Origin of the sequence: Paracoccus versutus, assembly GCF_029909795.1 — a bacterium.
In the GTDB taxonomy this organism is placed as follows: Bacteria; Pseudomonadota; Alphaproteobacteria; order Rhodobacterales; family Rhodobacteraceae; genus Paracoccus; species Paracoccus versutus.
In genome coordinates, this window is the sequence record NZ_CP038196.1 from 1,760,454 (window position 1) to 1,781,348 (window position 20,895).

The following is a 20,895-nucleotide window of genomic DNA, read 5'->3' on the forward strand; positions in this document are numbered from 1 at the left end:
TCCGCAAATACTCCGGGGGGAGCGCCCCAGCGGCCCCATCGAGGGGCCGCAGGGGCGCGGGGGGCAGAGCCCCCCGCCCCACCCCGCAACCGCCACCAGCCAGCCAAGGGGGCCGAGCCATGTCCGAAATTGAACGCGAGTCGATGGAATACGACGTTGTGATCGTCGGCGGCGGCCCGGCGGGGCTGTCGGCGGCGATCCGGCTCAAGCAGGTGAACCCCGACCTCAGCGTCGTGCTGCTGGAGAAGGGCTCGGAGATCGGCGCGCATATCCTCTCGGGCGCCGTGCTCGACACCGCCGGCCTCGACAAGCTGATCCCGGACTGGAAGGACAAGGGCGCCCCGGTCAGCACCGAAGTCACCCAGGACAATTTCTACATCCTCGGCCCGCAGGGTCAGGTCCGCGTCCCGAACTGGCCGATGCCGCCCCTGATGTCGAACCACGGCAAATACATCGTCTCGATGGGCAATGTCTGCCGCTGGCTCGCCGAGCAGGCCGAGGCGCTGGAGGTCGAGATCTTCCCCGGCATGGCCTGCTCGCAGCTGGTCTACGAGGGCCAACGCGTCGCGGGCGTCGTCGCCGGCGAGATGGGGCTGAATGCCGACGGCACCCCCGGCCCGGCCTACGAGCCCGGCATGGAACTGCGCGGCAAATACGTGCTGATCGCCGAGGGCGTGAGGGGCTCGCTGGCGAAGGAACTCATCCAGAAATACGACCTCTCCGCCGGCCATGAGCCGCAGAAATTCGGCCTCGGCATGAAGGAGATCTGGGAGATCGACCCCTCCAAGGCCCGCCCCGGCACCGTCACCCACACCATGGGCTGGCCCTTGGGCAAGAACGCCGGCGGCGGCAGCTTCATCTATCACCTCGAGGGCAACCAGGTCCTGGTCGGCTTCGTCGTGCACCTGAACTATGCCAACCCCTATCTCTATCCCTACATGGAGTTCCAGCGCTTCAAGCACCACCCGATGGTGGCGGAGCTGCTGGAGGGCGGCAAGCGCGTGGCTTACGGCGCCCGCGCCATCTCCGAGGGCGGCTGGCAGTCGATCCCGAAGCTGGCGGTGCCCGGCGCGGCGCTCTTGGGCTGCTCGGCCGGGCTGGTGAACGTGCCGCGGATCAAGGGCAACCACAACGCCATGCTCTCGGGCATCGCCGCGGCCGAGGCGGCGGCGGCCGCCATCGCCGCCGGCCGCGCGGGCGACGAGCTCACGGACTACGAGGCCGACCTGCGCTCCGGCCCCATCGCCCGCGACCTCAAGCCGGTCCGCAACGTCAAGCCGCTGTGGTCGAAGCTGGGGCTGTGGCCGTCGCTGGCGCTTGGCGGCTTCGACATGTGGGTGGCGAACCTGACCGGCTGGAACCCCTTGGGCACCTGGAAGCACGGCAAGACGGATGCCGAGGCCACCGGCAAGGCCGCCGATTTCCAGCCCATCGACTATCCCAGGCCGGACGGCAAGCTGTCGTTCGACCGCCTCACCAACGTGGCGTTTTCCTTCACCAACCACGAGGAAAGCCAGCCCTGCCACCTGAAGCTGAAGGACCCCGCGATCCCGATCGCGGTGAACCTGCCGCTCTATGCCGAGCCGGCGCAGCGCTATTGCCCGGCCGGGGTCTACGAGGTGCTGGAGGGCGAGGGCGGCCCGCGCTTCCAGATCAACTTCCAGAACTGCGTCCACTGCAAGACCTGCGACATCAAGGACCCCGCCCAGAACATCGACTGGACAACGCCTCAAGGCGGAGACGGGCCGAACTACCCGAATATGTGACAAGGCGAGCTATCGGTTTTTCCTTTGGCCGGGACAGAAGCACACGATGAACGAAATTCTAGCGCCTGTTAGATGATCGGGCGATAGTCGCCGGCAGGAGAACCGGCCGCCAGGGAGGACGCTGCAAGATGACCACGATGATCCAGAAATTCGCCGACCTGGCGTCCGGCACCCGGATCGAGGATCTGCCGGCCGAGGCCATCGGGGAAACGGCGCGCATCCTGCTCGATTCCATCGGCGTCGCCGTCGCCGGCATCGGCGAGCTGAAGGGCCGCGCCGGGATCGCCTACGGCAAGCTGATCGGCGGCGGCCAGGGCGATGCGACGATCATGGGCACCGGCGACAAGGTCTCGGCCTTCGGCGCCGCCTTCGCCAATGGCGAGCTGATCAACACGCTGGACATGGACGCGATCATGCCGCCCGGCCATGTCACCCCCTATGTGCTGCCCGGCATCATGGCGCTTGGCGAAACCATGGCCAGGGACGGCAAGGCGGTCGCTCTGGCCATCGCCGTCGGCCACGAGATCTCCTGCCGCATCGGCATGGGCATGGACTACCTGCGCGACACCAGGGACGGCAAGGTCGACCCGCCGCCGGTCTTCGGCTATGCCGAGACCATCTTCGGCGCCGCGGCCGCCATCTCGATGCTGCGCGGCCATTCGGCCGAGGTGACGGCGAACGGGCTGGGGATCGCGGGCTCGGTCTCTCCGGTCAATGCGCAGACGGCCTGGTTCCAGCACGCGCCCAGCTCGACCATCAAATACCTGCATGCCGGCGTCCTGACGCAATCGGCCTTTACCGCCGCCTATGCCGCCGAGCTGGGCCATCGCGGCGACATCCAGATCCTCGACGACGAGGAATTCGGCTATCGCCGCTTCATCGGCACGCGGCGCTGGTTTGCCGACCGGATGGTGGCGGACCTGGGCCGGGAATGGCGGTTCGTGGACCTGTCGGCCTTCAAGCCCTATCCGCATTGCCGCATCCTGCACGCGCTGATCGACGAGATGCAGGATCTGCTGGACCGGCACCAGATCGCCGTCGAGGAGATCGAGGGCATCAAGGTCTATGTCGAGGGCATGGTCGAGCAGCCGGTCTGGCTGAACCGCGAGATCCTGCTGCCGCATGACGCGCAGTTTTCCATCGCCCATGGCATCGCCGTCGGCGCCCATCGCGTGCCGCCGGGCCGGGCCTGGATGGACCCGGAGCTGGTCTTCGGCGACTCGGTCATGGGGCTGATGGACAAGGTGACGCATGAGGTGCATCCCGATTACGTCAAGCTCTTGACCGGCAATGCCGCGAGCCGCCCCGCCAAGCTGGAGATCCGGGCGCGCGGCCGGACCTATGCCGGCGAGCGGCGCTATCCCAAGGGCACGAAATCGCCCGACCCGGCCAGCCACATGACCAATGACGAGCTGATCGCCAAGTTCCTGAGCAACGTGGACGGCATCCTGCCGCGCGGCAATGCCGAGGCCATCGTGGAACTGGTCATGGACCTGCCCCGGCTGGACGACCTTGGCCGGGTCATGCGGCTGACCGCGCCCGACGCGCAGGGCCCGGCCCCTCGCAACTGAACCACAGCCGGCGCCCGGATCGCCGCGAACCCGGAGGAAATCAAGATGACAGCCCCAGAAGCCTGGACTCCGCAGCAGAAGCATCTCGACAGCGCCCATGTGCTGAAGCTGGCCGAAAGGCTGGGCGTCCGGGATTACGATGCGCTGCTGGCCCTGTCCGTCGAAAAGCCCGAGGCCTACTGGCAGGCGGCCGCGGATTTCCTGGGCATCGAATGGGACAGGGCGCCCGAGGGCTATGTGGACCTCTCGCGCGGCAAGGAGTTCCCGCAATGGTGGCCGGGGGCGCGGCTGAACTGGGTCAATACCGTGCTGGCCCATGCCGGGACCGCGCCCGACCGCATCGCCGTCATCGACGAGGCCGAGGACGGGACGGTGCGCCGGATCACCTTTGCCGAACTGGCCGTCATGGTGCGCCGCTTTGCCCATGGCCTGCGCCGGCTGGGCATCGGGCGCGGCGACCGGGTCGGGCTGCTGCTGGACAACGGCATCGAGGCGACGGTTTCCGCGCTGGCCATCCCCTATATCGGCGCGATCATGGTGCCGCTGTTCTCCGGTTTCGGGCATGAGGCGGTGATCTCGCGGCTGGAACCCAGCGCGGCCAGGGCGGTGATCGCCACCACCGGCTTTGCGCGCCGGGGCAGATATGTCGACATGCAGGCGGTGATGCAGGAGGCGCGCAAGCACCTGCCCTCGGTCGAGACGATCATCTGGAAGGACGCGCCTGGCGTGGCGATTCCCCTAGGCGACCTGACCTGGAACCAGGTGGCGGAAGCCGACGACGACCACCGCCCCGCCGAAAGCATGGGGCCGATGGACCCGTTCATGGTGATCTATACCTCGGGCACCACCGGCAAGCCCAAGGGGCCGGTGCATACCCATGGCGGCTTTCCGCTGCGCATCGCGCATGACTCGGCGGTGCATTTCAACGTCGGGCCGGGCGACGTGTTCTGCTGGCCGGCCGACATGGGCTGGATCGCCGGCACGCTGGTGCTGTCCACGGCGCTTCTGCGCGGGGCGACGCTGGTGCTTTACGCCGGCGCGCCGGACTTTCCCGACTGGTCGCGCATGGGCAAGCTGATCGAGGATCACAAGATCACCCATTACGGCTCGGCCCCCACGCTGATCCGCGGCTTTGCCGCCAACGAGGCGCTGGCGCTGAAGCACGACCGCTCCAGCCTGCAACTGCTGATCACCGCGGGCGAGGTCATCGACGCCGAACATTTCGCCTGGTACCAGAACCGCTTCGGGGCGAACGGCAGCCCGGTCATCAACTATACCGGCGGCACCGAGGTTTCGGGCGCGCTGCTGTCCTCGGTGCAGGTCAAGCCCATCGCGGCGGGCGGCTTCAACACCGCGTCGCCGGGCATCGACGTGACCGTGACCGACCCGCAGGGCAACCCTGTCCTGGGCGAGGTCGGCGAGGTGGTGATCCGCGCCCCCTTCATCGGCATGACGGCCAGCTTCTGGCAGGACGACGCGCGCTATATCGACAGCTACTGGTCCACGATCCCCGGATCATGGGTGCATGGCGACCTGGCGGTGAAATCGCCCGACGGCAGCTTCGTGGTCATGGGCCGCTCGGACGACACGCTGAAGGTCGCGGGCAAGCGCCTGGGCCCGGCCGAGGTCGAGGAGGTCGTGCTGGAGATGGAGGAGATCAGCGAGGCGGCGGCGGTCGGCGTCAGCGACCCGGTCAAGGGCCAGAAGCTGGTGGTCTTCGTCCTGCCGATGCCGGGCTTTGCCGGGGATCGCGACGACCTGGCCAAGCGCGTGGCGAATGCGGTGGGCGACCGGCTTGGCAAACCCTTCAAGCCGGGCAAGGTTCACCTGGTGACGCAACTGCCCAAGACGCGCTCGGGCAAGATCATGCGCCGGCTGATCCGGCAGGCCTATGCGGGGGAAAAGCTGGGCGACCTGTCCTCGCTCGACAACCCGGCGGCGCTGGACGAGATCGCGGCACTTGGCAAGTGAGGAAATGATGGACGCCTATTCGCATTACACCGCCTTTCGCGCCGACATGCCGCATCCCGGCGTGCTGCGGCTGACGCTGAACCGGCCCGACAGCCTGAACACGCTGGACAAGGCCGGCCACCAGGAGATCGCCGATGTCTGGAAGCAGATCCACAAGGACGATGCCGTCCGCTCGGTCCTGCTTTGCGCCGAGGGGCGGGCGTTTTCCGCCGGCGGCGACTTCAGCCTGGTGCAGGAGTTGATCGACGATTTCGGCGCCCGCGTGCGCATGTGGCACGAGGCGCGGGAGCTGGTCCACAATATCCTGGATTGCGAAAAGCCCATCGTCTCGGCCATCCAGGGCCCGGCGGTGGGCGCCGGGCTGGTGGCGGCGCTGCTGGCCGACATTTCCATCGCCTCGAAAAAGGCCAAGATCGTCGACGGCCACACCCGGCTGGGCGTGGCGGCGGGCGATCATGCCGCGATCATCTGGCCGCTGCTTTGCGGCATCGCCAAGGCGAAATACTACCTGATGCTGTGCGAGCCGATGACGGGCGAAGAGGCCGAGCGCATCGGCCTCGTCTCGCTGGCCGTCGAGCCCGAGGAACTGGCCGAGCGGGCGATGAATGCCGCGATCCGGCTGGCCGAGGGCGCGCCGACCGCAATCCGCTGGACCAAGCATTCGCTCAACAACTGGATGCGCGCCGCCGGCCCCGCCTTCGACGCCTCGCTGGCGCTGGAACTGCTGGGCTTCGGCGGGCCGGAGGCCAGGGAAGGGCTGGCCTCGCATCTGGAAAAACGCATGCCGGATTTCGGCAACAAGTGAGGAAGCCATGACCCTGCCCCCGCTGGAAGAAGCCGTCGCCCGCCTTGTCACCGACCTGCGCCACGATGCGCTGCCGCCCGAGGCGCTGGAAGGCGCGCGCCGGCTGATGCAGGACCAGCTGGCCCTGCAGGTCGGCAGCGCCAGCCTGCCATGGAGCCAGGCGCTGCTGGCGCTGGCCAAGCGCAGCCACGTGCCCGGCAAGGCCCGCGTCGCCGCCTCGGGCGAGCGGATGAGCGCGGGCGACGCCGCCTTCGTCAATGGCAGCTATGGCCACGGCTTCGAATATGACGACGCGCATCGCGCCAGCTCCAGCCATCCCGGCAGCTGCGTGGTCCCCGCCGCGCTGGCGGTGGGCGAGGAAATCGGCGCGACCATGGCGCAGGTGATCGAGGGCATCGTCGCCGGCTACGAGGTCTATACCCGCATCGGCAACCTTGCCGCGCCGCAGCTGCTGGAACGGGGCTGGCACCCGCATGCGATCCTGTCGAATTTCGGCGCCGCCGCCGTGGTCGCCCGGATGCGCGGATTCGACCTGGAGCGCACCGCCCATGCGCTGTCAATCGCGCTGTCGCATGCCTCGGGGACGACGGAATACACCTCCTCGGGCGGGTCGATCAAGCGCGTCCATGCCGGCATCGGCACCCGCAACGGCATCCGCGCCGCGGAAATGGCCGAGGCCGGGCTGACCGGGCCGACCACCTTCCTGTCGGGCGCCAAGGGGTTCTTCCGCACCTTCGTGCAAAAGGACATCCCCGCCGACCAGGCCGCCCTCTTCGGCAAGGACCAGGGCTTCGAGATCGCGAAAGTCTGGATCAAGCCCTATTGCTGCTGCGGCATCAACCACGCCTATATCGACGGCGCCCGCCAGCTGGCCAACCGCGCCGACCGGATCGAGGCGATCGAGCTGGGCATCCAGACCGGCGGCAACATCATCGTCGGCAACGCCAACGCCAATGCCTATGCGCCCAAGACCATCGAGCATCTGCAATACTCCCTGCCCTTCCAGTTCGCCCTGTCGCTTCTGGGCCAGGGCAACGGCTACGAGACGCATTCCGCCTATATGCAGGGCGCGCTGGACCTTTCCGAAGGCAGCGAGGTCGCCCGGATGGCGCAGCGGGTGAAGATCACCGTCAAGCCGGAACTCGACCGCGCCCATCCCGGCAAATGGGTCGGCGACATCACCGCGCGCATGGCCGACGGGGCCGAGGAAAGGCTGTTCATCCTCGACCCGCTGGGCACGACGGAAAACCCGGTCTCGCAGGCCGACCTGGATGCCAAGTTCGACGACCTGACCCGCTTGGCCCTGGGTGCCGAGCAGTCGGCGCGGCTGCTGGCGACGATCAAGGCCGGCGATCCGGCGCTGCCGGCGGCCAAGCTGGTCGCGCTGCTGATCCGCTGAACGGAGGCTGCGATGTTCCCCGTCGACCTGACCACCGGCTGGCAACCTGTCCCCGAAACCGCGGGCATCGCAGTGAAACCGCTCAGCGGCGCGCTGGACGAGGCCGCAGGCCAGGGCTTTCGCACCCGCTATGTCCGCATCCTGCCCGGCGGCGAAACCTTCGCCGCCTTCACCCACCCCTATTGGGAGGAAGCGCTGCTGGTCGAGGGCGAGGTGACGCAAAAGGAAACCGGCGTGACGCTGAAGGCGCCCGCCTATGTCATCCGCCCGCCGGGCACGCCGCACGGGCCGATCCGCTCGGCCACCGGCTGCCTGATGATCGAGACGCAATATTTCGCAGAACGCGCCCTGGGACTGGCGGATTACCTCGACCCCAAGGCGCCGGAGGGCCTGGCATGAGACAGATCGAAGACATCCCCGCGGGCGAGGAAAGCGATGCCGATGTGCTGCGACGCCTGATGCGGGCGCGATACAGCTGCCGCGCCTTTCGCCCCGATCCGGTGCCCGAGGAAACCATCCGGCGCATCGTCGATACCGCCCGCTGGGCGGCCTCGTGGTCGAACGTGCAGCCTTGGGACGAGCTGATCGTCACCCGGCCCGAGACGACGGCGCGGCTTTCCGCGGCGCTGCTGGCCGAGGCCGAGGCGCATCCCGAGATCGCCTCGGACATCCCCTATCCCGAAAGCTATCCCGCGCCGAACATGGCCCGCCGCCGCGAGGTCGGCTTCGGGCTTTACGCCGCGCTCGGCATCGCGCGCGAGGATCGCGCCGCCCGCCACGCGCATCACCTGAAGAATTTCCGCTTCTTCGGCGCGCCGCATGTGGCGCTGCTTTCGGTGCCCCGCGCGCTTGGCCCCTATGGCGTGCTGGACATCGGCGCCTTCGTCTCGTCCTTCCTGCTTGCCGCGCAGGCCGAAGGGGTGGCGACCGTGGCGCAGGCGGCGCTGGCCCAGCACGCGCGGGTGATCCGCGCGGTCGTCGACCTGCCCGAGGACCGCGATTTCGTCTGCGGCATCTCGTTCGGATACGCGCTGCCCGAAGATGCGGCGAACCGCTTCCGCTCGACCCGGATCGAGCCCGAGGCGCTGTTCCGCTTCGCCTGAGCGGTCGCGGATGGCCTGCCCCGCCACGGGGAAAGGGCAGGTTCACCACCCGCGCAGATATAGGCTTTGCCTATATATACCAACAGGTTTTGCCTTGTTTGATTCTATGGAATTTCCCCGCTCTCCATGAGAACACATGGGAAAAGCCCGGCCTGGCGGTTGCTCTCCGTCCCGCCGGCGCCAACGGAAACAACCTGCTTGCCGACCAGCGACCCAACGGAAAATCTTATGGCTGACATTCATACCCTGCCGCTTCGCAGCCTGCTGTTCTGCCCCGGCTCGAACGCCGACCGGATGGGCAAGGCGATGGCTTCGGGCGCGGATGCGGTGATCCTGGACCTCGAGGATTCGGTCGATCCCGCGGCCAAGGCCGAGGCGCGGGCGCTGGTGGCCGAGGCGCTGGCGGCGCCGCGCGCTCTGCCGGTCGCGGTGCGGGTGAACGCGGCCGACACCGCCTGGCACCTGGCCGATCTGGCCATGGCGGTGCGCGGCGGCGCCGATGCGATCATGCTGCCCAAATGCGGCGGCCGGCCGGATCTGGCGCAGCTTTCCGACCGCATCGACGCGCTGGAGGCCGGTTTCGACCGCCCCGCCGGCCGCATCACCATCCTGCCGCTGGTCACGGAATCGGCGCTGGCGCTGCTCGACATGGATTACCGCGCGGCGACGCCGCGGCTGGCCGCGCTGTGCTTTGCGGGCGAGGATCTGGCCTCGGACCTGGGGGTGATGGCGCGGGCGAGCGGGCAGATGAACCCGCTGCTGGCCCATGCCCGCCGGCAGGTCGCCATCGCGGCGGCGGCCGCGGGCGTACGCGCCATCGACACGCCCTTTCCCGATCCGCGCGCGGCCTCGGGGTTGGAGCTGGAGACGCGCGAGGCGCTGGCGCTGGGTTTCGCCGGCAAGCTCTGCATCCATCCGGCGCAGATCGCCACCGTCCACGCCACGCTGCGCCCGGCGCCCGAGCGGGTGGAATGGGGCCGCGCGGTGATCGCGGCGCTGGAAGGCGCCGCGAACGGCGTCGCCGTGGTGGACGGCAAGATGGTGGACATCGCCCATCTGCGGCTGGCGCATCGCTATGTGCAGATGGCCGCGCTTTCGGAGGGCACGGCATGACCGGCATCGACATCGCCCATCTGCAAACCTGGATCGGCCGGACCGAGGAAAGCCGCGACGTGATCGCGCCCGCCCATGTCCGGCGCATGGCGGCGCTGCTGGACCGCCCCGCCCCGGCCAGGGGCGAGGCGCTGCCGCCGCTCTGGCACTGGACGTTCTTCACCCCCGAGGCGCCGCAATCGCAGATCGGCCCGGACGGGCACCCCCGGCGCGGCGGCTTCCTGCCGCCGGTGCCGCTGCCGCGGCGGATGTGGGCGGGGGGCCGGCTGACCTTTCACGCACCGCTTCATGTCGGCGAGGAGGTGAGCCGCACCAGCGAGATCCTGTCCGTGACCGAGAAATCCGGCCGCCAGGGCGCGCTGGTCTTCCTGACGGTCAGGCACAGCCTGGCCACCGGCGCCGGCCTTGCCATCGAGGAGGAACAGGACATCGTCTATCGCGAACCCTCGACCAGCGCCCAGCCGGCGGCGGTGGCGGAGGTCGCGCCCGCCGACTGGCGCGACCCGCTGGACCCCGACCCGGTGCTGCTGTTTCGCTATTCGGCGCTGACCTTCAACGCGCATCGCATCCATTACGACCTGCCCTATGCCACGGGCGAGGAAGGCTATCCCGGCCTGGTGGTCCACGGCCCCCTGACCGCCACCCTGCTGATGGAGGGCTTTGTCCGCCACATCGGCAAGCCACCCCGCAGCTTCAGCTTTCGCGGCCAGGCGCCGCTGTTCGCCGGCGGCCGGATGCAGGTCTGCGGCCGCGTCACGGCCGAGGGCCACGATCTCTGGGCCGAGGGCCCCGGCGGCTATACCGGCATGAGCGCCAGGGTGACGGCATGAGCATCGACCTGGACAAGCTGATGCGGCTGGAGATCCCCGTGGTGCGGCAGGAGCTGACGCCGCGCGACATCGCGCTTTATGCGCTGTCGATCGGCATGGGGCGCGATGCGCTGGACGCGCGGCAGCTGCCTTACGTCGATCCGCTGCAAGGGCCGCAGGTGATGCCGGCCATGGTGCTGGTGATGGCGCATCCCGGCTTCTATCTCGGCCACCCGGATTCGGGCGTCGACCCCAAGGGCGTGCTGCATGCCGACCAAGCCATCGAGATCCTCGGCCCGATCCCAGGCAAGGGCACGGTGGAAAGCCGCACCCGCATCACCGAGGTCATCGACAAGGGCGCGGGCAAGCCGGCGCTGATCCTGGCCGAGACCGAGCTTTCCGACGGCGAGGGCCGCCGCTTCGCCCGGCTGAACCGCACCACCTTCATCCGTGGCGGCGGCGGCTTCGGCGGGCCCTCTGAGCCGCGAAACCCCGTGCCGCGCCTGCCCGAGCCCCAGACCGCGCCGGATCATGTCGTCGACCTGGAAACCGCCGACGCGCAGGCGCTGATCTATCGGCTGAACGGCGACCTGAACCCGCTGCACAGCGACCCAGAACTGGCCCGCAAGCTGGGGTTCGAGCGGCCGATCCTGCATGGGCTTTGCACCATGGGCGTGGTCTGCCACGCGCTGCTGCGGGCGCTTGGCGGCTATCGCGCCGAGACCATGCGCGCGGTGCGGCTGCGCTTTGCCAAGCCGGTCTATCCGGGCGAGACGATCCGCAGCGAGATCTGGGCCGACGGCCGCTTCCGCGCCCTGGTCCCCGCCCGCGACGCCGTGGTGATCGACGGCGGCCTTGCCCGCTTCGATCCCGCCCCCGAACCATGAACCCGGAGCCGAACATGATCCCCGAGGACGTTCTTTCGTCGATGGAAATGATCCGCGACAGCGCGCGCGGCATCACCGGCCAGGACCTGACCCGCATCCGCAAGCTGCGCTACAGTTCTCCCGGCTTCGACCGCGCGGTCTGGTCGGAAATCTGCGCCCTCGGCTGGCCCACCCTGCGCCTGCCCGAGGACAGGGGCGGCGTCGGCCTGGGCCTGCTGCCCTATGCCGCGCTGGCCGAAGAGACCGGCCGCGCCCTGCTGCCCGAGCCGCTGATCCCGGCGGTGCTGGCCTCGGCCCTGCTCGACGGCGCGGCGTTGGAGGCGCATCTGGACGGCGCACGGCTGGTGATCCCGGCCTGGACCGAGGCGCGCGGCACGCTGGAGCCCGCGGGCGATCCCGCGATCCGCGACGGCAAGGTCACGGCGAGCCGGATCCATGTGCCGATGGCGGCGGGGGCGGATGCCTTCCTGGTCGTCGGCGCCACGCAATCGGCGCTGGTCGCCGCCGATGCGCCCGGCGTGACCGTCACCACCGACGAGACGCAGGACGGCGGCCATGTCGCCGCCATCCGCCTCGAGGATGCGCCCTGCGCCGTGATCGCCGCCGACCCCCGCCCGGCGCTGGCCGAGGCGGCGCTGGCGACCGCCGCCTATCTGCTGGGGCTGATGGAGGGCGCGCTGGACATGACCGTGGCCTATCTCAAGCAGCGGGTGCAGTTCGGCAAGACCATCGGCCAGTTCCAGATCCTGCAGCACATGGCCGTGGACGCCCGGCTGGAGATCGAGGTCAGCCGCGCCAGCATCGAGCAGGCGGCGCTGCAATGGGACCGCGAAGGGCCGACGCCCGCCACCCAGGCGGCGATCTCGCGCGCCAAGGCGCGGGCCTCGGCCTCGGCGATGAAGGTGACGCGCGACTGCATCCAGCTGCATGGCGGCATCGGCTTTACCGACGAACACGACATCGGCCTGTATCTGCGCAAGGCCATGGTCGAGGCGGCGCGCTTTGGCGGGCCGTCCCAGCACCGCGCCCGCTTCGCCCGTCTGAAACCCGTCACGCAGGAGGCATGAGCCATGGCCCATGATGCGTTCAAGCTGGACGACTACAACGCACTCCCGGACGAGGATTTCCGCGCCCTGGTCCGCCGCTTCCTGGCCCAGAACCACCCGCCCCATCTGCGCCACCCGGCCAAGCGGCTGCATTGGGACGATGCCGAGCCCTGGTACATGATCCTGTCCGCCGCCGGCTGGCTGGCGCCGAACTGGCCGCGCGACCATGGCGGCATGGGGCTGAACCCCGGCAAGCAGCTGATCTATGTCGAGGAATTCGAGAAATTCGGCGCCGCCCGCACCCCCGACCACGGCATGATGCTGCTGGGGCCCCTGCTGATCAACTACGGCTCGGAAGAGCAGAAGGCGCATTTCCTGCCCAGGATCCTGTCGGGCGAGCATATCTGGTGCCAGGGCTATTCCGAACCCAACGCCGGCTCTGACCTGGCCAACCTGCGCACCGAGGCGGTGCTGGACGGCGACGAATGGGTGGTGAACGGGCAGAAGATCTGGACCACGCTGGCCGGCGATGCCGACTGGATCTTTTGCCTGGTCAGGACCGACAAGACCGGCAAGAAGCAGGAGGGCATCAGCTTCCTGCTGATCCCGCTGGACACGCCCGGCATCACCATCCGGCCGATCATCAACCTGGAGCTGGACGACGAATTCTCGGAAGTGTTCTTCGACAACGTCCGCGTGCCCAAGGGCAATATCGTGGGCGAGGTCAACCAGGGCTGGACCATGGCCAAGAACCTGCTGGGCTTCGAGCGGATCTTCCTGGGCGGCCCGCGGCAGTCGGCCAGCGCGCTGGCCAAGCTGCGCCGGCTGGGCCAGCATTACGGCCTTCTGGACGATCCGGCCTTCGTCGACCGCTACGCCGGCTTCCAGATGGAGCTGGAGGACCACCAGGCCATCTTCAGCCGCGTCGCCGACAAGCTGCGCCGGGGCGAGAGGCTGGGGCCCGAGGTCAGCTTCCTCAAGCTGAACCAGACGGCGCTTTACCAGCGCATCACCGAATACGGGCTGGAACTGATGGCCGAGGATGGCGGGCTGCTGGCGCCGCTCATGGGGTCGAACGACCTGGCCATGCCGACGCAGTTCCTGAACGCCCGCGCGGCCACGATCTATGGCGGCACGACCCAGGTGCAGAAGAACATCCTGGCCAAGGCCGTGCTCGACCTGCCCTGACACGAAAGGACAACGGAAATGACCCAGATACTGGACGGCAAGGTTGCGCTGGTCACAGGCGCCGGCGGCGGCATCGGCCGCGCCATCGTCATCGCCATGGCCCGCGCCGGCGCCTCGGTGGTGATCAACGACATCGGCGTGTCGCTGTCGGGCGAAGGCGGCTCGGCCAGCCCGGCCGAAGAGGTCAAGGCAGAGATCGAGGCCTTCGGCGGCAAGGCCGTCATCAACACCGACAGCGTCTCGGAATGGGACGCGGCGCAGCGCATGGTGGCGCAGGCCAGGGACAGTTTCGGCCGGCTCGACATCGTGGTGAACAACGCCGGCATCCTGCGCGACGCCATGTTCCACAAGATGACGCCCGAGCAATGGCTGGCGGTGATCGGCGTGCATCTGAACGGCAGCTTCTTCGTCAGCCGCGCCGCGGCCGAGATCTTTCGCGAACAGGAAAGCGGCAGCTTCATCCACATGGTCTCGACCTCCGGCCTGATCGGCAACCTGGGCCAGGCGAACTATTCCGCCGCCAAGCTGGGCATGGTCGGGCTGTCGAAGACCATCGCGCTGGACATGAAGCGCTACAACGTGCGCTCGAACTGCATCGCGCCCTTCGCCTGGGGCCGGATGACCAGCAATATCCCGACCGAGACCCCGGACCAGATCGCGCGGGTCGAGAACCTCAAGAAGATGACGCCGGAAAAGAACGCGCCGCTCGCGGTGTTCCTGGGCTCGGATGATGCCGGGGACGTGACCGGGCAGATCTTCTCGGTGCGCCGGAACGAGATCTTCCTGCTCAGCCAGAACCGCCCGATCCGCTCGGTCCACCGCGACGGGGACTGGACGGCCGAGACCGTCCGCGACCACGCCATCCCCGCCCTGCGTTCCTCGTTCTACCCGCTGGAGCGCAGCCAGGACGTCTTTACCTGGGATCCCTGCTAGGGCCCTGCCGGGACGGGCCGCGGCCCGTCCGCCGAAACCCCGACCACCAAGGAGAAACCCCATGCGCCGCGCCGCCATCGTCAGCCCGCTTCGCACCGCCGTCGGCGGTTTCGGAGGCGCGCTGCGCCCCGTTCCCGTCGAGGTTCTGGGCGGCACCGTCACCAAGGCGGTGCTGGAAAAGACCGGCCTCGATCCCGCGCTGATCGAGGACGTGGTCTTTGCCCAGTCCTATGCCAATTCGGAAACCCCTTGCGTCGGGCGCTGGATCGCGCTGGACGCCGGCCTGCCGATCGAGGTGCCGGGCCTTCAGACCGACCGGCGCTGCGGCGGCGGCTTGCAGGCGCTGGTGACGGCGGCGATGATGGTGCAGACTGGCGCCTGCGACGTGGTGCTGGCCGGCGGCGTCGAGTCGATGTCGAACATCGAGTTCTACACGACCGACATGCGCTGGGGCCGGCGCTCGGGCACGACGCAGTTCTACGACCGGCTGGACCGGGGCCGCGAACGCTCGCAGCCCGTGCATCGCTTCGGCTATATCTCGGGCATGATCGAGACGGCCGAGAACCTGGCCCGCGACTACGGCATCACCCGAGAAGAGGCCGACGCCTTTGCCGCCGAAAGCCACCGCCGCGCCGCCGCCGCCTGGGCGGACGGGCGCTTTGCCCAGGAGGTCGTGCCGGTCGCGGTGCCGCAGCGCAAGGGCGATCCGCTGGTCTTCGACCGCGACGAGGGCATCCGGCCGGACACCACCCCGCAATCGCTGGCCAGGCTGCGGGTGATCCAGAAGGACGGCACCGTCACCGCCGGCAATGCCGCGCAGCAGAACGATGCCGCCGCCGCCTGCCTGGTCGTGGCCGAGGACAAGCTGGAGGAACTGGGCCTGACCCCCATCGCCTTTCTCAACGGCTGGTCGGCCGTGGGCTGCGACCCGTCGCGCATGGGCATCGGCCCGGTGCCGGCAACCGCCAAGGTGCTGCAAAAGACCGGGCTGAAGATGTCCGACATGGGCCTGGTCGAGATCAACGAAGCCTTCGCCGCGCAAGTCCTGGCCTGCCTGAAGGACATGGACTGGGACGAGCGCGACAAGCTGAACGTGAACGGCTCGGGCATCTCGCTGGGCCATCCCATCGGCGCGACCGGGGTGCGGATCATGACCACGCTGGTCCATGAAATGGCCCGCCGCGGCACCCGCTATGGGCTGGAGACCATGTGCATCGGCGGCGGCCAGGGCATGGCGGCCGTGTTCGAACGCGCCTGATCGAAGGGCAGGAAATGAAAAGGGGCGAGGCTCGCAGCCTCGCCCCTTTCGCATGGCCCTGTCCCTCGCGGTCAGTCCAGGTTGATGTAGGTGGCTTTCGGGTAAAGGAAGCTCTCGACATGCTCGCGGGCGCCCTTCCAGCCATAGCCGCTCATCTTGGTGCCGCCAAAGCCGATGGCCGGGTCCAGCACGCCGTAGCAATTGACCCAGACCGTGCCGGCGCGGATGCCCTGAGCGACCTTGTGCGCCGTGCCCAGGTTCTGCGTCCAGACCCCGCCGGCAAGCCCGTAGGGCGTGTCGTTGGCCAGCCGCAAGGCCTCGTCCATGTCGTCGAAGGGAATGACCGAGGCCACGGGGCCGAAGATCTCTTCGCGCGCGATGGTCATGTCGTTGCGGACATTGGCAAAGACCGTCGGCTCGACATAGAAGCCCGCCGCCAGCTCGCCGCCCGGACGACGGCCGCCGGCGACCAGCTCGGCCTCGCTGCCGCCGATGCCGATGTAATGCTGCACCCGCTCGAGCTGGCGTTGCGAGACCAGCGGCCCCACCTGCGTCTGCGGATCGCAACCGTCGCCGACGCGGATCGTCGCGGTGAACTCCTTCAGCCGCGCCACGAATTCGTCATGAACCCTGCGCTGCACGAAGATCCGCGTGCCGGCCACGCAGACCTGCCCGGTATTGGTGAACACGCCCATCGCCGCGCCCGGCACCGCCTTGTCCAGGTCGGCATCGGCAAAGACGATGTCGGGCGACTTGCCGCCCAGCTCCATCTGCAGCCGCTTGAGATTGCCGGCCGAGGCGCGGGTGATCGCCTGCGCGGTGCCGACCGAGCCGGTGAAGGCCAGCCGGTCGACGCCCATATGCTCGGCCAGGGCCTGCCCGGCCTCGTGACCATAGCCGGTGACGACGTTGATGACGCCCTCGGGCACGCCGGCCTCGAGCATCAGCTCGGACACGCGCAGCACGGAAAGCGAGGCGTCCTCGGCCGGCTTCAGCACCGCCGTGCAGCCGGTGGCCAGCGCCGGGCCAAAGATCCACCACAGCCCGATCAGCGGCCCGTTCCAGGGGATGATGCCGCCGACGACCCCCACCGGCATCATCTGCTTCAGCGTCAGGAAATGCCCCGGCAGCGAGTTCCTGGGCGCAGCCACCGTGCCGGCATCGCATTGCGAGGCATAGAATTGCAGCACCTGCGAGGTCCATTCCCGCAGGTTGCGGGTCCGCGACAGCGGCGCGCCCATGTCCAGCGTCTCGATCAGCGCCAGTTCCTCGAAATGATCAAGGACCAGGTCATGCACCTTGAGCAGCAGCTTGCGGCGCTGGTGCGGGGTCCAACGGCTCCAGTCACCCTCGAAGGCGCGGCGGGCGGCGGCGACGGCCAGGTCGACGTCGCGCGCGTCGCCGCGGGCGATCCGGCAGATCTCCTGCCCGGTCGCGGGGTTGATGGCGGCGATCTGCTCTCCGCCCGCCGGATCGACCCAGCGGCCGCCGATCAGCAGCTTCTTGGCACCCTGCACAAAGGCCGGCCGTTCGGGCCGGTCGTGGTTTTGGCTTGTCATCTTGATCCCTCCATCGCCAAAGGATCGGCCAGCACGGCACGGCTGTCGATGCCCGGCGCCGAGCCATTCCCGCAGCCTGCAACCTCCATAGGGAAAACCTTTGTGGTTTCGTGCTGATGCAGACGCAGGCCCGCGCTAGATGCATAGTCGTATGGCAGCGCTGCCGGCGACAGCGCCGGGCTTTCCCAGGGCGGCCGCGACCGCCAAGGCACCGCCGATCCACCGAAACAACCCCCGCGACGAGAGCAAGGTGACAGCACAGACCCCCGAACAGGACGGCAAGGCAAGGCACGGCGACGGCCTGCTGCTGGTCGATACCATCCTGATCTCGGGGCTGAACAACGCGACCCTGGCCTCGGCCCGGCTGGTGCTGCCGATGATCGCGCTGGGGCTGCATGTCGGCACCGCCCAGGTGGGCATCATGGCGGCGCTGTTCACGCTGGTGCCGATGATCTTCAGCGTCGGCTTCGGCCGCTGGGTGGACCGGACGGGGACGCTGGTGCCGATACTCAGCGCATCGGGGCTGATCCTGCTGGCCAGCCTGCTTTTCGAGGTCTTTCCGGCCGCCCCCGTGCTTTACGCGGTGGCCGGGCTGATCGGGGCGGGCGCGGTCTTCAGCCATGTCGCCGCCGCCCGCGCCGTGGGCGAGATCGGCGCCATCGCCGACCGGCCGCGCAACCTGGGCTATCTGGTCGTCGCCTATTCCGTCTTCCAGTTCCTCGGCCCCATGGTCGCCGGGCTGGCCTATCAGTTCTGGGGCGCGGCCGCCGCGCTGTTCAGCATCGGCGCCTCGGCGCTGCTGGCGGCGCTGCTGGTCTTTGTCCTGCCCCACAACTTCGACCGCAGCCCCAGCGCCGGCCGCACGGACCGGCCCGGCCCCACGACCGAGCTGCTGCGCATTCCCGCCCTGCGGCAATGGCTGATCATCAGCGCCGTGTTCAGCTCGGCCCAGACCATCTATCCCTTCATCATCTCGCTGCACGCGCTGGAGGTCGGGCTGTCGCCGGCGGCGGCGGGGCTGATGCTGGGCGCCTTTGCCATCGGCACCGCGATTTCGCGCCTCAGCGTCGGCATGATCACCCGCCGCTTCAGCGGCAATGCCATCTCGCGGCTGGCGCTGATCGGGGGTGCCCTGGGCTATGCGCTGCTGCCGCTGGCACGGGACTTCGCCGCGCTTTCCGTGCTGAGCCTGGTGCTGGGCGTCATCATCGGCATCGGCGTGCCCATCGCGCTGGCGCTGATCTATGGCGCCGCCCCCGAACGCCGGGTGAACGAGGCCATCGGCCTGTGCATGGCCATCACCAATTTCCTGCAAACCGCCACACCGTTGCTGCTGGGCTTTCTGGCCTCGGGGCTGGGATCGGGCGCGATGACCTGGGCGCTTGCGCTTGGCATGGCGGCATCCTCGGCCCTGACGCTGGCCCGGCGCTGAAAGGAGAAACCCGTGACCCAGACCCGCCAGCCCGCGCTTGCCGGCATCCGCGTCCTCGACCTTGGCCGCTATATCGCCGCACCCTTCTGCGCCCAGCTTCTGTCGAACGAGGGCGCCGAGGTCATCCGCATCGAGCCGCCCGAGGGCGCCACCGACCGCGAGGTCATGCCCATCGGCATCCCCGGTGCCGGCGGGCTTTACATGCAGGTCAACGCCAACAAGAAGTCGCTGACGCTGGACTATGCCAGGCCCGCGGGCCGCGCCGTGCTGGAGCGGCTGGTCGCGACGGCCGATGTCGTGATCGTCAACCTGCCGCAAAAGGCGCTGCTGAAACTGCGGCTGGACCATGCCACGCTGAGCGCGATCAAGCCCGACCTGATCCTGACCACGATCTCGGCCTTCGCGCCCGATGGCGAGGACCGCGACCGCGTGGGCTTCGACGGCACCGGCCAGGCGCTGAGCGGGGCAATGTATCTGACCGGCTTCGGCGACACCCCCACGCGCGAGGCGGTGTCCTATGTCGATTACGCCACCGCCATGGCGGCCGCCTTCGCCACCACCTCGGCCCTGCTGGAGCGGGCGCGGACGGGCAAGGGCCAGCATGTGCAATGCTCGCTGATGGGCACGGCGCTGACCATGATGAACCCGATGCTGATGGAAGAGGCCTCGGGCTATCGCTCGCGCCGCCCGATCGGCAACCGCAGCCCGATCGCCGGGCCTTCCGACCTGTTCCGCGCCCAGGACGGCTGGGTGATGATCCAGGTCATCGGCGACCCGATGTTCGCCCGCTGGGCGCGGATGATGGGGCGCGAAGACCTGCTTTCCGACCCGCGCTTCGCCTCGGATTCGCTGCGGGGCGAGAATGGCGAGGCGCTGAGCGCCATCCAGCAGGAATGGTGCGCCGGCCGCACCGTCGCCGAGTGCCAGGCGGAGCTCACGGCGCATTCCCTGCCCTCCTGCCCCTGCCTGACCCCGGCCGAGACGCTGCGCCTGCCCGGCCTGGCCGATTATACCGACCCGATCCGCGCGGGCGAGGCGCCGGAGCTGCCGCTGGTCACGCGCGCGATCCTGACCGAGGCCGGCCGCGCGCCGCGCAGCCTCGCACCCGCCCTTGGGGCCGATACACAGGCGCTGCTGGAGGGGCTGGGGCTGGGCGCCGCGGAAATCGACGCCCTACGCGCCGAAGGCATCGCCTGAAATCAAGCGAGGGAGGAGGAACATGGCAAGGATCAGGATGACGGCGCTGGACGTGGCGCCCCTGTCGCTGGAAAAGGCAAAGATCGCGACATTCCAGCCCGGACATGTCGATCTGGTGACAACGGTAGCCGTGATCGAGCATGAACGCCACGGCATCCTGCTGTGGGACACCGGCATCAACGGCGCGGTGCTGGACCCCGAGGCGGGCTATTGGGCGCCGGGACTGGCCGAGGCTTTCGGCACCCAGGGCATCAGCCGCGACCATATCGTCGACCGCCAGCTAGAACGGCTGGGCATCGGCCGGGGCGACGTGCGCCATGTCGTCTATTCGCACCTGCACCTGGACCACTCGGGCGGCGCGGAATATTTCCCCGATGCCGTCCATGTCGCGCAGCGGGCCGAGCTGAACTATGCCTTCTGCCCCGATCCCTGGACGCGGCCGGTCTATTGCGACAAGGACATCGACCGCCTGCGCCGGGTCGAGCTGCTGCCGCTGGAGGGCGATGCCGACCTTTTCGGCGACGGCTCGGTCAGGCTGCTGCGCACGCCGGGCCACGCGCCGGGGCACCAGAGCCTGCTGCTGGACCTGCCGCACCGGGGCCGCATCCTGCTGGGCGGCGACGTGGCGCATCAGCGCGACCAATACCGGAACCACATCCCGATGCCCTGGGACCATTGCCTGTCCGACACCACCGCCTCGCGCCGCCGCGTCGCCGCCATCGAGCGGGGCGGGGTGCCGCTGTTCCTGTGCCACGAGCAGGCCGATTTCGCGCAGCTGCCGACGCAGGGCACCTTCTGGGACTGACCGGCCCGCCAAGCGCGAACGGAAAAACCCCGGCCCATCGGCCGGGGTTTTCA

At 68.9% G+C, this 20,895-nt stretch carries 18 protein-coding genes; 17 read left to right on the forward strand and 1 reads right to left on the reverse strand.

The features are described from left to right. Nucleotides 1-119 precede the first annotated feature (119 nt). The 14 genes from E3U25_RS08695 to E3U25_RS08760 all read left to right on the forward strand — a co-directional run bounded on the left by E3U25_RS08695 (nt 120) and on the right by E3U25_RS08760 (nt 15,849). A complete protein-coding gene (locus E3U25_RS08695) occupies nt 120-1,766 on the forward strand; it encodes an electron transfer flavoprotein-ubiquinone oxidoreductase (RefSeq protein ID WP_116220623.1) in 1,647 nt (548 codons plus the stop codon). Nucleotides 1,767-1,894: 128 nt separating this feature from the next. Continuing rightward, a complete protein-coding gene (locus E3U25_RS08700) occupies nt 1,895-3,337 on the forward strand; it encodes an MmgE/PrpD family protein (RefSeq protein ID WP_116220622.1) in 1,443 nt (480 codons plus the stop codon). Between the two features lie 45 nt (nt 3,338-3,382). Continuing rightward, a complete protein-coding gene (locus E3U25_RS08705; protein WP_116220621.1) occupies nt 3,383-5,308 on the forward strand; it encodes an AMP-binding protein in 1,926 nt (641 codons plus the stop codon). A gap of 4 nt (nt 5,309-5,312) precedes the next feature. Continuing rightward, nucleotides 5,313-6,113, forward strand: coding sequence for an enoyl-CoA hydratase/isomerase family protein (locus tag E3U25_RS08710; protein WP_116220620.1), 801 nt, complete (start codon nt 5,313-5,315; stop codon nt 6,111-6,113). A 7-nt stretch (nt 6,114-6,120) separates the two neighbouring features. Further along, nucleotides 6,121-7,512, forward strand: a complete 1,392-nt coding sequence (locus E3U25_RS08715; protein WP_116220619.1) for an MmgE/PrpD family protein — start codon at nt 6,121-6,123, stop codon at nt 7,510-7,512. Between the two features lie 12 nt (nt 7,513-7,524). After that, nucleotides 7,525-7,911 (forward strand): cupin domain-containing protein, encoded by a 387-nt coding sequence (locus E3U25_RS08720; protein WP_072464147.1) that lies wholly within the window; start codon nt 7,525-7,527, stop codon nt 7,909-7,911. Continuing rightward, a complete protein-coding gene (locus E3U25_RS08725; RefSeq protein WP_116220618.1) occupies nt 7,908-8,615 on the forward strand; it encodes a nitroreductase in 708 nt (235 codons plus the stop codon). Before E3U25_RS08720 ends, E3U25_RS08725 begins: the two co-directional genes overlap by 4 nt. A 228-nt stretch (nt 8,616-8,843) precedes the next feature. Continuing rightward, nucleotides 8,844-9,728 (forward strand): HpcH/HpaI aldolase/citrate lyase family protein, encoded by an 885-nt coding sequence (locus E3U25_RS08730; RefSeq protein WP_208861509.1) that lies wholly within the window; start codon nt 8,844-8,846, stop codon nt 9,726-9,728. Then, a complete protein-coding gene (locus tag E3U25_RS08735) occupies nt 9,725-10,558 on the forward strand; it encodes an HTD2 family dehydratase (protein WP_116220617.1) in 834 nt (277 codons plus the stop codon). Before E3U25_RS08730 ends, E3U25_RS08735 begins: the two co-directional genes overlap by 4 nt. Beyond that, nucleotides 10,555-11,424, forward strand: a complete 870-nt coding sequence (locus tag E3U25_RS08740; RefSeq protein ID WP_036760004.1) for a MaoC/PaaZ C-terminal domain-containing protein — start codon at nt 10,555-10,557, stop codon at nt 11,422-11,424. The genes E3U25_RS08735 and E3U25_RS08740 overlap by 4 nt, the downstream gene beginning before the upstream one ends. A 14-nt stretch (nt 11,425-11,438) precedes the next feature. Beyond that, entirely contained in the window at nt 11,439-12,491 is a 1,053-nt protein-coding gene (locus tag E3U25_RS08745; protein ID WP_116221658.1) for an acyl-CoA dehydrogenase family protein, read from the forward strand. 24 nt (nt 12,492-12,515) lie between these two features. After that, complete coding sequence (locus tag E3U25_RS08750) at nt 12,516-13,658, forward strand: acyl-CoA dehydrogenase family protein (RefSeq protein WP_036760030.1); 1,143 nt, start codon at nt 12,516-12,518, stop codon at nt 13,656-13,658. An 18-nt stretch (nt 13,659-13,676) separates the two neighbouring features. After that, nucleotides 13,677-14,591, forward strand: coding sequence for an SDR family NAD(P)-dependent oxidoreductase (locus E3U25_RS08755; RefSeq protein ID WP_036760006.1), 915 nt, complete (start codon nt 13,677-13,679; stop codon nt 14,589-14,591). A gap of 61 nt (nt 14,592-14,652) precedes the next feature. After that, nucleotides 14,653-15,849, forward strand: coding sequence for an acetyl-CoA C-acetyltransferase (locus E3U25_RS08760; RefSeq protein ID WP_116220616.1), 1,197 nt, complete (start codon nt 14,653-14,655; stop codon nt 15,847-15,849). A 71-nt stretch (nt 15,850-15,920) separates the two neighbouring features. On the opposite strand, the gene E3U25_RS08765 is transcribed toward E3U25_RS08760, so the two are convergent. Continuing rightward, nucleotides 15,921-17,408, reverse strand: coding sequence for an aldehyde dehydrogenase family protein (locus tag E3U25_RS08765; RefSeq protein ID WP_116220615.1), 1,488 nt, complete (start codon nt 17,406-17,408; stop codon nt 15,921-15,923). Between the two features lie 250 nt (nt 17,409-17,658). Between E3U25_RS08765 and E3U25_RS08770 the strand changes: the two genes are divergently transcribed. Genes E3U25_RS08770 through E3U25_RS08780 form a run of 3 tightly spaced genes read left to right on the forward strand, consistent with a single transcriptional unit; the run spans nt 17,659 to nt 20,842 of the window. Beyond that, on the forward strand, nt 17,659-18,840 hold the full coding sequence (locus tag E3U25_RS08770) for an MFS transporter (protein WP_166443852.1): 1,182 nt from the start codon (nt 17,659-17,661) through the stop codon (nt 18,838-18,840). A 12-nt stretch (nt 18,841-18,852) separates the two neighbouring features. Further along, nucleotides 18,853-20,037, forward strand: a complete 1,185-nt coding sequence (locus E3U25_RS08775; RefSeq protein WP_036760017.1) for a CaiB/BaiF CoA transferase family protein — start codon at nt 18,853-18,855, stop codon at nt 20,035-20,037. Nucleotides 20,038-20,059: 22 nt separating this feature from the next. Then, nucleotides 20,060-20,842: an N-acyl homoserine lactonase family protein gene (locus tag E3U25_RS08780; RefSeq protein WP_083539318.1), complete on the forward strand. Its 783-nt coding sequence runs from the start codon at nt 20,060-20,062 to the stop codon at nt 20,840-20,842. The last annotated feature ends 53 nt before the right edge of the window (nt 20,843-20,895 follow it).

What these genes read in the sequence shown, in the direction of transcription:
- E3U25_RS08695 (WP_116220623.1), top strand. Translation starts at nt 120, where the DNA reads ATGTCCGAAATTGAACGCGAGTCGATGGAATACGACGTTGTGATCGTC.
- E3U25_RS08700 (WP_116220622.1), top strand. Translation starts at nt 1,895, where the DNA reads ATGACCACGATGATCCAGAAATTCGCCGACCTGGCGTCCGGCACCCGG.
- E3U25_RS08705 (WP_116220621.1), top strand. Translation starts at nt 3,383, where the DNA reads ATGACAGCCCCAGAAGCCTGGACTCCGCAGCAGAAGCATCTCGACAGC.
- E3U25_RS08710 (WP_116220620.1), top strand. Translation starts at nt 5,313, where the DNA reads ATGATGGACGCCTATTCGCATTACACCGCCTTTCGCGCCGACATGCCG.
- E3U25_RS08715 (WP_116220619.1), top strand. Translation starts at nt 6,121, where the DNA reads ATGACCCTGCCCCCGCTGGAAGAAGCCGTCGCCCGCCTTGTCACCGAC.
- E3U25_RS08720 (WP_072464147.1), top strand. Translation starts at nt 7,525, where the DNA reads ATGTTCCCCGTCGACCTGACCACCGGCTGGCAACCTGTCCCCGAAACC.
- E3U25_RS08725 (WP_116220618.1), top strand. Translation starts at nt 7,908, where the DNA reads ATGAGACAGATCGAAGACATCCCCGCGGGCGAGGAAAGCGATGCCGAT.
- E3U25_RS08730 (WP_208861509.1), top strand. Translation starts at nt 8,844, where the DNA reads ATGGCTGACATTCATACCCTGCCGCTTCGCAGCCTGCTGTTCTGCCCC.
- E3U25_RS08735 (WP_116220617.1), top strand. Translation starts at nt 9,725, where the DNA reads ATGACCGGCATCGACATCGCCCATCTGCAAACCTGGATCGGCCGGACC.
- E3U25_RS08740 (WP_036760004.1), top strand. Translation starts at nt 10,555, where the DNA reads ATGAGCATCGACCTGGACAAGCTGATGCGGCTGGAGATCCCCGTGGTG.
- E3U25_RS08745 (WP_116221658.1), top strand. Translation starts at nt 11,439, where the DNA reads ATGATCCCCGAGGACGTTCTTTCGTCGATGGAAATGATCCGCGACAGC.
- E3U25_RS08755 (WP_036760006.1), top strand. Translation starts at nt 13,677, where the DNA reads ATGACCCAGATACTGGACGGCAAGGTTGCGCTGGTCACAGGCGCCGGC.
- E3U25_RS08760 (WP_116220616.1), top strand. Translation starts at nt 14,653, where the DNA reads ATGCGCCGCGCCGCCATCGTCAGCCCGCTTCGCACCGCCGTCGGCGGT.
- E3U25_RS08765 (WP_116220615.1), bottom strand. Translation starts at nt 17,408, where the DNA reads ATGACAAGCCAAAACCACGACCGGCCCGAACGGCCGGCCTTTGTGCAG.
- E3U25_RS08780 (WP_083539318.1), top strand. Translation starts at nt 20,060, where the DNA reads ATGGCAAGGATCAGGATGACGGCGCTGGACGTGGCGCCCCTGTCGCTG.